This is a genomic window from Pseudomonas sp. Leaf48 (genome assembly GCF_001421885.1).
Taxonomy (GTDB): Bacteria; Pseudomonadota; Gammaproteobacteria; order Pseudomonadales; family Pseudomonadaceae; genus Aquipseudomonas.
Genome location: NZ_LMLH01000030.1, coordinates 19,602 through 32,317 on the forward strand (window position 1 = coordinate 19,602; position 12,716 = coordinate 32,317).

At 61.7% G+C, this 12,716-nt stretch carries 15 protein-coding genes; 7 read left to right on the forward strand and 8 right to left on the reverse strand.

Annotated features, from left to right (window positions below; all coding sequences use genetic code 11):
• The first annotated feature begins 46 nt into the window (after positions 1-46).
• Positions 47-931, forward strand: coding sequence for a sugar nucleotide-binding protein (locus ASE98_RS20780; RefSeq protein ID WP_060543207.1), 885 nt, complete (start codon positions 47-49; stop codon positions 929-931).
• Positions 924-1,853 carry an NAD-dependent epimerase/dehydratase family protein gene (locus ASE98_RS20785; protein WP_060543208.1) on the forward strand — a complete coding sequence of 310 codons (930 nt, stop codon included), beginning with the start codon at positions 924-926 and terminating at the stop codon, positions 1,851-1,853. Before ASE98_RS20780 ends, ASE98_RS20785 begins: the two co-directional genes overlap by 8 nt.
• Before the next feature lie 510 nt (positions 1,854-2,363).
• Here the strand turns inward: ASE98_RS20785 and ASE98_RS20790 are convergent.
• The 5 genes from ASE98_RS20790 to ASE98_RS20810 all read right to left on the reverse strand — a co-directional run bounded on the left by ASE98_RS20790 (position 2,364) and on the right by ASE98_RS20810 (position 6,439).
• Positions 2,364-3,062 (reverse strand): OmpW/AlkL family protein, encoded by a 699-nt coding sequence (locus ASE98_RS20790; RefSeq protein WP_060543209.1) that lies wholly within the window; start codon positions 3,060-3,062, stop codon positions 2,364-2,366.
• 213 nt (positions 3,063-3,275) lie between these two features.
• Positions 3,276-3,794: a DUF3299 domain-containing protein gene (locus ASE98_RS20795; RefSeq protein WP_060543392.1), complete on the reverse strand. Its 519-nt coding sequence runs from the start codon at positions 3,792-3,794 to the stop codon at positions 3,276-3,278.
• Positions 3,795-3,805: 11 nt separating this feature from the next.
• Positions 3,806-5,071, reverse strand: a complete 1,266-nt coding sequence (locus tag ASE98_RS20800) for an ABC transporter permease (RefSeq protein WP_060543210.1) — start codon at positions 5,069-5,071, stop codon at positions 3,806-3,808.
• Between the two features lies 1 nt (position 5,072).
• Positions 5,073-5,783, reverse strand: a complete 711-nt coding sequence (locus tag ASE98_RS20805) for an ABC transporter ATP-binding protein (RefSeq protein WP_060543211.1) — start codon at positions 5,781-5,783, stop codon at positions 5,073-5,075.
• A gap of 65 nt (positions 5,784-5,848) precedes the next feature.
• Positions 5,849-6,439, reverse strand: a complete 591-nt coding sequence (locus tag ASE98_RS20810; protein ID WP_060543212.1) for a DUF2796 domain-containing protein — start codon at positions 6,437-6,439, stop codon at positions 5,849-5,851.
• 135 nt (positions 6,440-6,574) lie between these two features.
• Between ASE98_RS20810 and ASE98_RS20815 the strand changes: the two genes are divergently transcribed.
• The gene (locus ASE98_RS20815; protein ID WP_060543213.1) at positions 6,575-6,916 is read left to right on the forward strand and encodes a hypothetical protein; all 342 of its coding nucleotides are present in this window, start codon (positions 6,575-6,577) and stop codon (positions 6,914-6,916) included.
• 75 nt (positions 6,917-6,991) lie between these two features.
• On the opposite strand, the gene trxA is transcribed toward ASE98_RS20815, so the two are convergent.
• The 3 genes from trxA to ASE98_RS20830 all read right to left on the reverse strand — a co-directional run bounded on the left by trxA (position 6,992) and on the right by ASE98_RS20830 (position 9,085).
• On the reverse strand, positions 6,992-7,864 hold the full coding sequence (gene trxA, locus ASE98_RS20820; RefSeq protein WP_060543214.1) for a thioredoxin: 873 nt from the start codon (positions 7,862-7,864) through the stop codon (positions 6,992-6,994).
• A gap of 103 nt (positions 7,865-7,967) precedes the next feature.
• Positions 7,968-8,624 carry a class I SAM-dependent methyltransferase gene (locus ASE98_RS20825; RefSeq protein WP_060543215.1) on the reverse strand — a complete coding sequence of 219 codons (657 nt, stop codon included), beginning with the start codon at positions 8,622-8,624 and terminating at the stop codon, positions 7,968-7,970.
• The gene (locus ASE98_RS20830; RefSeq protein WP_060543216.1) at positions 8,621-9,085 is read right to left on the reverse strand and encodes a YbaY family lipoprotein; all 465 of its coding nucleotides are present in this window, start codon (positions 9,083-9,085) and stop codon (positions 8,621-8,623) included. Before ASE98_RS20830 ends, ASE98_RS20825 begins: the two co-directional genes overlap by 4 nt.
• A gap of 118 nt (positions 9,086-9,203) precedes the next feature.
• On the opposite strand from ASE98_RS20830, the gene nrdR reads away from it, so the two are divergent.
• From nrdR to ribBA, 4 genes are read left to right on the forward strand one after another with little or no spacing between them, the layout of a single operon-like run.
• On the forward strand, positions 9,204-9,668 hold the full coding sequence (gene nrdR, locus ASE98_RS20835; protein WP_003228656.1) for a transcriptional regulator NrdR: 465 nt from the start codon (positions 9,204-9,206) through the stop codon (positions 9,666-9,668).
• Positions 9,665-10,798: a bifunctional diaminohydroxyphosphoribosylaminopyrimidine deaminase/5-amino-6-(5-phosphoribosylamino)uracil reductase RibD gene (gene ribD / locus ASE98_RS20840; RefSeq protein WP_060543217.1), complete on the forward strand. Its 1,134-nt coding sequence runs from the start codon at positions 9,665-9,667 to the stop codon at positions 10,796-10,798. The genes nrdR and ribD overlap by 4 nt, the downstream gene beginning before the upstream one ends.
• A gap of 47 nt (positions 10,799-10,845) precedes the next feature.
• The gene (locus tag ASE98_RS20845; RefSeq protein ID WP_060543218.1) at positions 10,846-11,511 is read left to right on the forward strand and encodes a riboflavin synthase; all 666 of its coding nucleotides are present in this window, start codon (positions 10,846-10,848) and stop codon (positions 11,509-11,511) included.
• 31 nt (positions 11,512-11,542) lie between these two features.
• Complete coding sequence (ribBA, locus tag ASE98_RS20850) at positions 11,543-12,634, forward strand: bifunctional 3,4-dihydroxy-2-butanone-4-phosphate synthase/GTP cyclohydrolase II (protein WP_060543219.1); 1,092 nt, start codon at positions 11,543-11,545, stop codon at positions 12,632-12,634.
• The last annotated feature ends 82 nt before the right edge of the window (positions 12,635-12,716 follow it).

Consider the following 12,716-nt stretch of genomic DNA (forward strand, 5'->3'; position numbering starts at 1 on the left):
GTGTCGATATAGCCATCGTTCCAATCAGACTGGGCCTGCTGACTCTATGCGAATGCGCCTTATGTTACTGGGCGGCGGAAATGCCCTTGGGCAGGCGCTGATTCGCCTCGGTGCAGAGGAAGATATCGGTTTCCTCGCCCCCCGCCCGCCGCAAGACGGCTGGGATGCCGCGAGCCTGACGCAACTGCTCGACGACACCCGACCGGATGCGTTGATCAACCTCGCCTACTACTTCGACTGGTTCCAGGCCGAAGCGGTCAGCGAGCAGCGTCTGGCCGGGCAGGAGCGGGCGATCGAGCGTCTGGCCGAGTTGTGCAAGCATCACAATATCGTGTTGCTCCAGCCTTCGAGCTATCGGGTGTTCGACGGCTCCCGCGCCACTGCCTACAGCGAAAAAGACGAACCGGTGCCCCTGGGCCTGCGCGGTCAGGCCCTGTGGCGGATCGAGCAAAGCGTGCGCGCGACCTGCCCACAGCATGTGTTGCTGCGTTTCGGCTGGCTGCTCGACGACAGCCCCGACGGCGCCCTGGGCCGATTCCTCGCCCGCGCCGAAACGCCTGCGGAGCTGTTGCTGGCCGACGATCGTCGCGGCAACCCGACGCCAGTGGATGACGCCGCCCGGGTGATCATTTCCGTGCTCAAACAACTCGATTGCGCCGCGCCGCTGTGGGGTACCTATCATTACGCCGGGCACGAGGCGACCACGCCGTTGGCGCTGGGGCAGGCAATTCTGACCGAAGCCCGCAGCCTGCATACGCTGGCCATCGAGGCACCCACCGCCCAGGCCCACGCCGCGCGCCCGGATGCCGCCGAAGAGCCGCAGCATGCGGTACTGGCCTGCAAGAAGATTCTGCACACGTTCGGCATCAAGCCACGCGCATGGCGCGCGGCACTTCCCGGTCTACTGGACAGGTTTTATCGCCATGGCTGACGGTCCCGTTTTAATCACCGGTGGTGCCGGTTTCATTGGTTCGCACTTGACTGACGCGTTGCTCGCCAAGGGCCATGCAGTGCGGATTCTCGACGACCTGTCCACGGGCAAGCGCAGCAATCTGCCGCTGGACAATCCCAAGGTCGAATTGATCGTCGGCGATGTGGCCGATGCCGCCCTGGTTGCCCGGGCGATGACCGGTTGCAGCGCCGTGGCGCATCTGGCGGCGGTGGCCTCGGTGCAGGCTTCGGTGGACGATCCGGTGAAGACCCACCAAAGCAACTTCATCGGCTCGCTGAACGTCTGTGAGGCCATGCGTCAGGCTGGAGTCAAACGCGTGCTGTTCGCCTCCAGTGCAGCGGTATACGGCAACAACGGCGAAGGCCAGTCGATCGACGAAGACACGCCTAAAGCGCCGTTGACGCCCTACGCCGTGGACAAGCTGGCCAGTGAGCAGTATTTCGATTTCTATCGGCGCCAGCATGCTCTGGAACCGGTGATTTTCCGTTTCTTCAACATCTTCGGCCCGCGCCAGGATCCCTCCTCGCCGTACTCCGGGGTGATCAGTATTTTCAGCGAGCGCGCGCTGAAAGGCTTGCCGATCACCGTGTTCGGTGACGGTGAGCAGACCCGCGACTTTGTCTATGTCGAGGATCTGGTCGACTTGCTGGTGCAAGCCATCGAGAAACCCCAGGTCGAAGTGGGCGCGGTCAACGTCGGCTGGAACCAGGCGACGACTCTCAAGCAGATGCTCCAGGCCCTTGAAGAAGTGGTCGGTGAGCTGCCGCCGGTGAGCTACGGCCCGGCACGCTCCGGTGACATTCGTCATTCCCGGGCCGACAACCGGCGCTTGCTGGAGCGCTTCGCTGCCAGCGAGCAAACCCCCATGAACGTCGGGCTGGCACGGTTGCTGGGACTGTAGGAGCGAGCACGCTCGCGATGGAATCAAGAGCACCACGGGGAACCAGACTCCCCGCGTTATCGTTATCGACCATCGCGAGCATGCTCGCTCCTACAGGGGAATGCGCTCGACTACTGTAGGAGCGAGCACGCTCGCGATGGACTCAAGAACACCGCGGGGAACCAGACTTCCCGCGTTATCGTTGACGACCATCGCGAGCATGCTCGCTCCTACATGGGAATGCGCTCGACTACTGTAGGAGCGAGCACGCTCGCGATGGAATCAAGAGCACCACGGGGAACCAGACTCCCCACGTTATCGTTAACGACCATCGCGAGCATGCTCGCTCCTTCAGGTAGCTATGAATGAAAAAGGCGCCTATCGAAGGCGCCTTTTTCACGGCCGGAATTTGCCACTACAAACTGTGCAATTCCAGTGGCGAGGGAGCTTGCTCCAGGTCGACCCTGTAACGGTCGCCATCAGTATTGAGTCTGCTCGCCACGGCCTCATTCACCACCACGTGAACGTTACTTAGAACTTGTAGCCCAGACCGATCATGTAGACAAACGGATCCACATCCACGTCAACCTTGGCCCGGGTGCCCGGTGCAATGGCGTTGTTTTCCACTGTGGCGGTGGTATCGATGTCGATGTAGCGCACCTGGGCGTTGATCATCACGTTGTCGGTCAACATGTAGTCGGCGCCGACCTGCCAGGCCAGGCCCCAGGAGCTATCCGCCTTGAAGTTGCTGAAGCCGGCGGACTCGGCTCGGCTGCCAACGTGTTCGTCGTAGATGTAGGTGTAGTTGATGCCGCCGCCGACGTACGGTTGGAACTTCGACTTCGGATCCAGCGGGTAATACACCAGGCTCAGGGTGGGCGGCAGCTGTTTGATACTACCGAGTTTGCCGTTGGCTGGGCCCAGCGCGGTGTTCTTGATTTTTACGTCATGTTCGAACGGGGTCGCGGCGAGCAGCTCGATGCCGAGGTGAGGGGTAAGCATGTAGGCAAAGTTCAAGCCCAGCTGCGTGTCGCTGCTCAGGGTTGCCTTGCCACCCAGGTCTGCACCTGCCAGCGGGCCTTGATCGACCTTGACGCTGGAGCTGTCAGCTTCCGGGTCAACGGTGATGGCGCCGGCACGAAGGATGATGTCACCGGCTTCGAAAGCGTTGGCGAGCGGGGCTGCGAGCGCTAGGGCAACCAGCGAAGCGCTGAGCAAGGACTTGTTCATGGGGGGCTCCAGAGGACATTAAAATTTTCTATGCCCAATGGTAGCTCGCTATTTAGTAGTTACCTTGATTTAGCTCAACAAAGTGAACGGGGTTTGTATTTTATTGTGGTTTTGATGAAGCCTTCGTCGGAGCGCCAGTCGCACCTGGGCTTAAAGTGGGAGCGGGCTTGCTCGCGAAAACTATTTTCTGAACGACGGCGGACCAATGGGGGCTCACTCCGGCAGCTCATACAGGTAAATCTTGTCCGCCTCCATCTGGTATCCGGCGTCCGCCAACTCGCTTGTAGACGCCTTTACCTGCAACGCACCCTCGATCCAGTACGGCTGATACAGCTCATCGAGTTTCACGCCCACTTCACTTCTGACATGCACGATCTGGTTCGACGGCGGTGGCGGTACGTGAATGCAGGCGCCGAAATACGGCACCAGCAGAAACTCCGTGGTGCGACCTTCCTCACTCACTTCCAGCGGCACGATGTAGCCCGGCAGGCGGATGTCCTGGCCGTCGAGGGCCTTGACCACTGGCGCGTTGGGCATGTCCTGCCTGGCTGCCGGCGCTGACTCGGCCGACAGCGCGCTGCTCATCTGCGAGAGGTCGTGCAGGGGCGTCATGTTCGGCACTTCCTTGGGCGCGTCCGGCGGAATCATTTGCGACCAGGTCAGGTCTTTTGGCTGCGCCGCCCACAGGGGCAGGGCAACCAGCATCAACAGCGCGAGTACAGCGCGGGGCATTTTCAACATCCTCATAAACGGATCGACAAACCATCGGCCAGGGATTGGCGGTAGGCCCGCCAGGCCGGCACGCTGCCCATCAGCAGCGCGGCGATCAGGATGCCAGCAAGCAGTGTCCATTCATATTGGCTGGGCCAGGCCAGCGGCAGATACAGACCGTAGTTGGCCTGCACATAACCCTGGGCCGCCGCGATGCACAGGTACAGCAGGGCGACGCCAGCAATCACGCCCGACAGCGCCAGGGCAAAGGCTTCCATCACCAGCAACGTCGCGATGTGCCAGGGGCGAGCGCCCACCGAACGCAGGATCGCCATCTCCCGGCGACGTTCGTTGAGGCTGGTGAGAATCGCCGTGAGCATACCGATCAATCCGGTCAGCACCACAAACAGCGAGACCACGAACAAGGCTTTTTCTGCCGTGCCCATCAAGCTCCACAGCTCCTGCAACGCCACGCCCGGCAGGATCGCCAGCATCGGTTCGCCACGGAATTCGTTGATTTCGCGCTGCAGGGCAAACGTCGAAATCTTGTTGTTGAGGCCGAGCATGAACGCGGTAATCGCTTGCGGCGTCAGGTCCATATTGCGCGCCTGATCAGCGCTGATGCGCCCATCGCCCCGGGCTGGAACGCCGTTGTGCCAGTCGATGTGGATCGCTTCCATGCCGCCGAGGCTGATGTGCAGCGTGCGGTCCACCGGGGTGCCGGTGCGCTTGAGGATGCCGACCACGTCGAACGGCTTGTCATCATGTTTGACCAGGCTGATCGCCGCCACACCATGGGCCAGCACCAGTTTGTCGCCGAGCTTGTAGTGCAGTGCCTCGGCGACTTCAGCGCCGAGCACCACTTCGAACGGGTCGCTGGCGAAGGGGCGGCCATCCGCCAGTTCCAGGTGCTGCTGGCGCCCATACTGGTAGTGCTCGAAGTACGCCTCGGTGGTGCCCATGACCCGATAGCCGCGATGGGAATCGCCGAGGGACATCGGGATCGCCCACTTCACCTTCGGGTTATTGGCGAAGTGCTCGAAGCTGTCCCAGCGGATGTTGTTAGTGGCGTTGCCGATGCGGAACACCGAGTACAGCAGCAGGTTCACCGAGCCGGAGCGGGCGCCGACGATCAGGTCGGTGCCGCTGATGGTGCTGGCGAAACTGGCCTTGGCTTCTGTGCGTACACGCTCGACGGCAAGCAGCAGGCACACCGACAGGGCGATGGCGAACGCGGTGAGGATCGCGGTGAAACGGCGGTTAGCCAGGCTGGCCATGGCTAGACGGAACAGATACATCTCAAACCTCTGCGGGCGTGGCGGCGCGATTGAGATCGGCCAGCGACAGGTTGTGATCGAACAGCGGCGCCAGGCTCTGGTCATGGCTGACGAACAACAGGCTCGAGCCGGCTTCGCGGCATTCGGCGAACAGCAGGCGAATGAAGTTCGACCGGGCGTCGTAATCGAGGGCCGAAGTCGGCTCGTCGGCGATCACCAGTTCCGGCTGACCGATCAATGCCCGCGCGGCCGCGACTCGCTGTTGCTGGCCGATGGACAGCGAATCGGCGCGGCGGCCGAGGATGTTGTCATCCTGCAAACCCAGGTGCGCGAGCAGAGTGGCTGCGGCCTTGTCGACGCTGCCGTGACGCTGCCTGGCCCGTGCGGCACGTAGTTTCGAGAAGTGGCAGGGCAGTTCGACGTTCTCGCGCACTGACAGAAACGGCAGCAGGTTGAACTGCTGGAAAATGTAGCCTGTGTGATCGACGCGAAAGTGATCGCGGGCACCAGCGGACATTTCGCTCAGTTCGTGGTCGAGCAGGCGAATACTGCCGCGATCCGGCTTTTGCACGCCGCCGAGCAGGCCCAGCAGGGTGGTCTTGCCGCTGCCGCTGGGACCTTTGAGAAACAGGGTTTCCCCTCGCTCCAGACGGAACGCCGGGATATCCAGCAAGAGCGGGTGACCGGGCCAACTGAAGCCCAGGTCGGACAGTTCGATGAGTGCTTGGGTCATTTAGCCGATTTCATGAATGTTGATGACCTGTGTTGGACCTGTTGGGCAGGGGACTTTTGGGCGGATCAGAATTTTAGGCTGGCAGCCTTGGCCGTCACTTCAACGCCTTGCTGGCCGCTCGGGCCGATCAGTTGTACCTGAATCTTCTGGGTCGCCGGGAAGGTGTTGAAAACATTTACCAGGTCCAGGGTTTTCAGCTCGCCAGGAGCGGCGCAGGTGAACTGGTAAAGCGCGTGGATTTCGCTGTGACCCTCATGGTGCTCGTGGGCCACTTCGGCCTTGGCGTCTTCATCGTGATCATCGTCGGCATGCGGTTTGTCGCCAAACAACGGGCTTTCCAGTCCCTGGTTTTGCACCACGCAACCTGCGGCCTTTGGCAGGCTGAAAAGAGCCAGGGGTTTTTCAAGGCGGGCGCGGGCGGAGGCGACTTTAGCCTTGTCGTCATCGCTGGCGCCAGCATGTTCGAACCCCACCAGATTCATCGCCGGGCTTTCCAGCTCCAGTTCCAGAGTCTGCCCGCTCAACGCCACATTCAGGCGGGCGACGCCGTGTTCATGGGCGCCAAGGCTGCCGTGCTCGTGATCATGTTCGTCGGCGGCCTGGGCGACAACCAGTGGCAACAAGGCAAACGGCAGAGCGAGAAGCAGACGACGCATGGCGATTCTCCGAAAGGTAAAGTGAAGAAAGTGTTATGTAATCTTATTACATAAGTGCGGAGAGTTTGACCGTCTGCTTGGCGTTGCACAAGTCCCGTGGGAGCATGCACGCAAGAAATGTGCGGGAGCAGAGCTATGTTGCGAATTCGCGGAAACATCGGCGACTGGCCGGTGGATTTGACGCTGGAGATGGATGACAGCGACTGGGCACGCTTGGGCGCGCAGCTGCAGGTGGAGAAAACCGCAGCCAGCGCGCCAACGGCAAAACCGCTGAATCAGGATGATGCCCTGTGGCAGATCGCCAGGGATTTGTTGCGCAAGGCCGGGCAACTCAGCGGGCCGGACTTGCTCGACCAGCTGGAAGGGTTGACCGGCAGTGCGGGGGCGGGCAAGCGCCTGTTGGTGCGGTTGCGCCATAGTCCCGACGTGAAGGTCGAGAGCGGCGGGGATACGCCGCTCTACCGCTGGCTCGAATAAACCGCAAAAGCTCGCGGCCTGCGCCAGCTCCTGCAGTGTCCGTGTGGGGCTGGCGCAGGCTGCGATCTGTTGATCTTAATAAAGCGCGGCAAACAACTTGCGACGGTAGGTGCCGACCAGCGGGTGGTCGTTGCCCAGCAGCTCGAACACCTGCAGCAAGGTCTTGTGCGGCAAACCTTCGCTGTAGCTGCGGTTGCGCATGAACAACTTGAGCAATGCATCCAGTGCAGCTTCGTACTGTTGACGGGCCAGTTGCTGGATCGCCAGTTGATACACCGCTTCGTCGTCCAGTGGGTCTTTCGCCAGGCGGGCTTTGAGGTCGGCGGCGTCCGGCAAGTCCCTGGCCAGGCCAAGAAACTTGATCTGTGCTTTGGCACCGGCCAGGGCGGCCTTGTGCTCGTCGCTCTTGACCGCATCGAGTACGGTTTGCGCTTCAGTCAGTTCACCGCGCTCGGTCAGGCAGCGGGCGTAGAGGATCAGCGCCTTGGCGTTAGTGTTGTCCTCGCCCAGCAGCACTTTGAGCTGGGCTTCGGCATCGGCGAAGCGGCTGTCGTCGAACAGCGCCTGGGCCTGTTCGAACGGGTCGGCGGCGGCCGGTGGCGGCATTTGCACGTGGGGTTCGAGCAGGGCGCGAACGGCTGACTCCGGTTGCGCACCGGCGAAACCGTCGACAGGCTGGCCATCCTTGAATAGCACCACGGTCGGCAGGCTGCGGATGCCGAAGCGAGCGACGATGTCCTGTTCGAGGTCGCAGTTGACCTTGGCCAGCAGCAGTTCGCCCTGATAGCTCTCGGCGATGGCCTGCAGCATCGGCATCAGCTGTTTGCAAGGCGCACACCATTCGGCCCAGAAATCCACCAGCACCGGCTTGTGAAAGGAGTTCTCGATTACTGACTGGTCGAAATCGGCAGTCGTGGCGTCGAAGATGTACGGCGTTGGCTGACTCATGGGGGATCTCGTAAAAGCGTGAATGGGGCAACTATACGGCTTGACGGGGGGCGGCCGGAAGACAGGACACCGATCGTTCCCACGCGTGGGAACTATCAATCAATCAAGGCCGGGAGGCGTGGTACAGGCTTACATGCCGAAATTCGTGTGGCTCGGCCAGATCCGGCAGGGTCATGGCTTCCAGCATCTCGATGCGCCGGTACAGCGGATGACGAAAATCGCGCACCCGTGAATCGGCTACCAACGCTTCCCGGCCGCGACTGAGAAATTCATCCAGCAACGGCAAGTTCGCCCGGTCGTAGAGCACATCGGCTACCAGGATCAAATCAAAGCGATCGGCCTCGGCAAAAAAGTCCGTCGAATAGCTGAGCTCGACATCATTGAGTTCAGCATTCGCCCGACAGGCGGCAATCGCCAGTGGGTCAAGGTCACAAGCCACCACTTCCAGCGCCCCAGCCTTCAGTGCGGCAATCCCGGCCACGCCGGAGCCGGCACCGAAATCCAGCACGCGCTTGCCCTTGACCCACTCAGGGAAGTCGGCGAGATGACGTGCCACCGCCAGGCCACTGGCCCAGCAAAAACACCAATAAGGCGGCTCATGCAGGATCCGCCGGGTTTCTTCCGGGCTGAAGGCCCGGTCCATGTTGTCGCCATCGATCAACCACAACTTCAGATCGGTCCCCGGTAATTGACAGGCGACCAGCTGCGCATCACCCAGCAATTCACCCAAAGCCTGTTGCAGGTCGTGCGGTGCACTCATGGCGCTTTGACGAATTGCAATTGGCCAAGCGCCTGGGTGGTCGGCTGGCTAATCAGCTGTGACGGCAGGTGCAGGATCAACTGGCCGGACTGACTGGCGCGGCCACGCAGCTCTACACGGGCACCAACCGGGAACGATTCGGGGTTGAAGCGCAGGTGAAACGGCAGCGCCTGGTTGTTGCCGATCAGGTTGGAACTGGCGAGCAATTGCTGCGGCCGATCTTTTTCGTCGATCACCAGCAGCGCCAGCTCCACTTCAGCCCCTGCCGGCACACCTTGCAGCGTACCGCTCAATTCGCGCTGATACGCCGGCAGTGGACCGAGATTCGCCGATTCCCGGGCTTTCTTCTGCGCCTGTTCTGGTGCAGGGCCTGGCGTTGGCGGCTGGGGCTTGGGGGCATCGCTGCTGCAAGCGACCAGCAGGCTGAAAAAACTGAGCAAAACGAGTGGTCTCAGGGACATTTGCGGCTCCGGCAAGACGTAATCCATATATAACCAATCTGTATACCGCAAACCCTATGGCTTGTCTTGCCACGGGGATGCGCTACCATGGCCCTCCCTTTTTTTGTTGCCTGCCACCATGCACTGTCCCTTCTGCGGTGCCAACGACACCAAGGTCATCGACTCGCGTCTGGTCGCCGAGGGCGAACAGGTACGCCGCCGGCGTGAATGCCTGGCCTGCGGCGAACGTTTCACGACGTTCGAGACGGCTGAACTGGTGTTGCCGCGCCTGATCAAAACCGACGGCAGTCGCCAGCCGTTCGACGAAGAAAAGCTCCGCGCCGGCATGCAGCGCGCGCTGGAAAAGCGCCCGGTGAGTGTCGAGCGCCTCGAATCGTCGCTGGTGCACATCAAACACAAACTGCGCGCCACCGGCGAACGCGAGGTCAAATCCCTCGTGGTCGGCGAACTGGTGATGGCCGAGCTGCAAAAGCTCGACGAAGTCGCCTATATCCGTTTCGCTTCGGTGTATCGCCGCTTCCAGGACCTCAACGAGTTCCGCGAAGAGATCGATCGCCTGGCCCGTGAGCCGGTGAAAGAATGACCTCGCCCGCAGAGCTTGCCATCCTCGACGCTCATTTCATGGCCCGTGCCCTGGAACTGGCGCGCAAAGGTCATTACACGACCCACCCCAACCCTCGGGTTGGCTGCGTGATCGTGCGTGACGGGCAGATCGTCGGCGAAGGCTGGCACGAGCGCGCCGGTGAGCCTCATGCCGAAGTCCACGCCTTGCGCGCCGCCGGTGCACTGGCCCGGGGTGCCACGGCCTACGTGACCCTCGAGCCCTGCAGCCACCATGGCCGCACGCCGCCCTGCGCCGATGCGCTGGTCAATGCCGGTGTCGCGCGGGTAGTGGCGGCAATGCAGGATCCGAACCCGGAAGTGGCCGGTCGCGGCCTGCAACGTCTGGCCCAGGCGGGCATCGCCACCGATAGCGGCGTGCTGGAAAGCGAGGCGCGCAAACTCAATCAAGGCTTCCTCAAGCGCATGGAACACGGCTTGCCGTTCGTGCGGGTCAAGTTGGCCATGAGCCTGGACGGTCGTACGGCGATGGAGAGCGGCGAGAGCCAATGGATCACCGGTCCGGCGGCGCGTTCTGCGGTACAACGTCTGCGCGCCCAGGCCAGTGTGGTGCTGACCGGCGCCGACACGGTGCTGGCGGACAACGCCCGTTTGACCGTGCGTGCCGATGAACTCGGTCTGGATGCCGCGCAAACTGCCCTGGCCATGAGCCGGCCGCCGCTGCGCGTATTGGTCGACGGTCGTTTGCGGGTGCCGCTGGATGCGCCGTTTTTCAAGGCCGGCCCGGCGCTGGTCGCCACTTGCGTGGCGGTTGAAGAGCAATACGCCAACGGCCCGGAATGCCTGATCGTGCCCGGCTACGATGGTCAGGTCGACCTGCGTCAGCTGCTGGTCGAACTTGCCGCTCGCGGAGTCAATGAAGTGTTGGTCGAGGCCGGCCCGCGTCTGGCCGGAGCTTTTGCTCAGCTCCGATTGGTGGACGAGTTCCAGATTTTCATTGCCGGCAAGTTTTTGGGCTCTTCGGCGCGGCCGCTGCTGGACTGGCCGCTCGTGCAAATGAAGGATGCGCCCGAGCTCAAAATTACCGAAATTCGCGCGGTTGGCGATGACTGGCGGGTCACTGCCATTCCTTCGCCAGCAGCGAGCGTATAATTCCCGGCCATCGCTATAGCGCTGGCCTTGTTCTCGAGGAGAACCCCATGTTCACCGGCATCATCGAATCCATCGGCAGTATTCGTGCATTGACCCCTAAAGGTGGAGATGTGCGGGTCCACGTAGCCACCGGCAAGCTCGACCTGAGCGACGTCAAGCTGGGCGACAGCATCGCGGTCAACGGCGTGTGCCTGACAGCGGTTGAACTGCCGGGCAACGGCTTCGCTGCCGACGTCAGTCGCGAAACCCTCGACTGCACCGCCATGAATGACCTGAAAAGCGGCAGCCCGGTCAACCTGGAAAAAGCCCTGACCCCGACCACTCGCCTCGGCGGGCACCTGGTCAGCGGCCATGTCGACGGCGTGGGCGAAGTGGTTGCCCGTACCGAAAACGCGCGTGCCGTGGAATTTCGCATCCGTGCGCCAAAAGATCTGGCCAAGTACATTGCCCATAAAGGCTCGATCACCGTCGACGGCACCAGCCTGACCGTGAACGCGGTCGATGGCGCCGAGTTCATGCTGACTATCATTCCGCACACCCTGAGCGAAACCATCATGGCGTCGTACCAGCCAGGCCGCCGGGTGAATCTGGAAGTGGACTTGCTGGCCCGTTACCTGGAGCGCCTGTTGCTCGGCGACAAGGCCGCAGAGCCAGCATCGGGCAGCAACATTACTGAAAGCTTTCTGGCCCAAAACGGCTACCTCAAATCCTGAAGCTCTAATTTCGAAAGAAGGGGGGTGCCTTGTGGCGCTCAATAGCATCGAAGAACTGGTTGAAGACATCCGCCAAGGCAAGATGGTCATCCTCATGGATGACGAAGACCGCGAGAACGAAGGCGACCTGATCATGGCCGCCGAGTGCTGCCAGTCCGAGCACATCAACTTCATGGCCAAGCACGCCCGTGGCCTGATCTGCATGCCGATGACCCGCGAGCGCTGCGAAACGCTCAAGCTGCCATTGATGGCACCGCGCAACGGTTCCGGTTTCGGCACCAAGTTCACCGTTTCCATTGAAGCGGCCACCGGCGTGACCACCGGCATCTCCGCCGCCGACCGTGCGCGCACTGTCCAGGCTGCCGCTGCCCGTGATGCCCGGGCTGAAGACATCGTCAGCCCCGGCCACATCTTCCCGCTGATGGCCCAGGCCGGCGGCACCCTGGCTCGTGCTGGCCACACCGAGGCCGCCTGTGATCTTGCGCGCATGGCCGGTTTCGAGCCCAGTGGTGTGATCTGCGAAGTGATGAACGACGACGGCACCATGTCCCGTCGCGCCGAACTGGAAGCCTTCGCTGCCGAACACGACATCAAGATCGGCACAATCGCCGACCTGATTCACTACCGGATGATCCACGAACGTACCGTTCAGCGGATTGCCGAGCAGCCGCTGGACAGCGAACTGGGCCAATTCAACCTGGTGACCTATCGTGATTCCGTGGAGGGCGATGTGCACATGGCCCTGACCCTGGGCACTGTCTGCGCTGAAGAACCGACCCTGGTCCGTGTGCACAACATGGACCCGCTGCGCGACCTGTTGATGGTCAAGCAACCGGGCCGCTGGAGCCTGCGCGCCGCCATGTCCGCGGTTGCCGAGGCCGGTAGCGGCGTGGTGCTGCTGCTCGGTCACCCACTCGATGGCGACGTGTTGCTGGCGCATATCCGCGAAACCGCCGATCACACAGCGGTGAAAAAACCGACCACCTACAGCACTGTGGGTGCCGGTTCGCAGATCCTGCGTGACCTCGGCGTACGTAAAATGCGCCTGATGTCGGCACCAATGAAATTTAATGCGATATCCGGTTTCGATCTGGAAGTTGTAGAATACGTGCCCTCCGAATAATGACCGGTTGTTCCCGGCCTTGAATTCGCGGTTCAAATATCACCGAGGGACGCGTACGAGACGCGTCCCGGCTCTTTAAGAG

Bases quoted from the DNA above. Each gene is read 5' to 3' on its own strand.
- ASE98_RS20780 (WP_060543207.1), top strand. From the start codon at position 47: ATGCGAATGCGCCTTATGTTACTGGGCGGCGGAAATGCCCTTGGGCAG.
- ASE98_RS20785 (WP_060543208.1), top strand. From the start codon at position 924: ATGGCTGACGGTCCCGTTTTAATCACCGGTGGTGCCGGTTTCATTGGT.
- ASE98_RS20790 (WP_060543209.1), bottom strand. From the start codon at position 3,062: ATGAACAAGTCCTTGCTCAGCGCTTCGCTGGTTGCCCTAGCGCTCGCA.
- ASE98_RS20795 (WP_060543392.1), bottom strand. From the start codon at position 3,794: ATGCCCCGCGCTGTACTCGCGCTGTTGATGCTGGTTGCCCTGCCCCTG.
- ASE98_RS20800 (WP_060543210.1), bottom strand. From the start codon at position 5,071: ATGTATCTGTTCCGTCTAGCCATGGCCAGCCTGGCTAACCGCCGTTTC.
- ASE98_RS20805 (WP_060543211.1), bottom strand. From the start codon at position 5,783: ATGACCCAAGCACTCATCGAACTGTCCGACCTGGGCTTCAGTTGGCCC.
- ASE98_RS20810 (WP_060543212.1), bottom strand. From the start codon at position 6,439: ATGCGTCGTCTGCTTCTCGCTCTGCCGTTTGCCTTGTTGCCACTGGTT.
- ASE98_RS20815 (WP_060543213.1), top strand. From the start codon at position 6,575: ATGTTGCGAATTCGCGGAAACATCGGCGACTGGCCGGTGGATTTGACG.
- trxA (WP_060543214.1), bottom strand. From the start codon at position 7,864: ATGAGTCAGCCAACGCCGTACATCTTCGACGCCACGACTGCCGATTTC.
- ASE98_RS20825 (WP_060543215.1), bottom strand. From the start codon at position 8,624: ATGAGTGCACCGCACGACCTGCAACAGGCTTTGGGTGAATTGCTGGGT.
- ASE98_RS20830 (WP_060543216.1), bottom strand. From the start codon at position 9,085: ATGTCCCTGAGACCACTCGTTTTGCTCAGTTTTTTCAGCCTGCTGGTC.
- nrdR (WP_003228656.1), top strand. From the start codon at position 9,204: ATGCACTGTCCCTTCTGCGGTGCCAACGACACCAAGGTCATCGACTCG.
- ribD (WP_060543217.1), top strand. From the start codon at position 9,665: ATGACCTCGCCCGCAGAGCTTGCCATCCTCGACGCTCATTTCATGGCC.
- ASE98_RS20845 (WP_060543218.1), top strand. From the start codon at position 10,846: ATGTTCACCGGCATCATCGAATCCATCGGCAGTATTCGTGCATTGACC.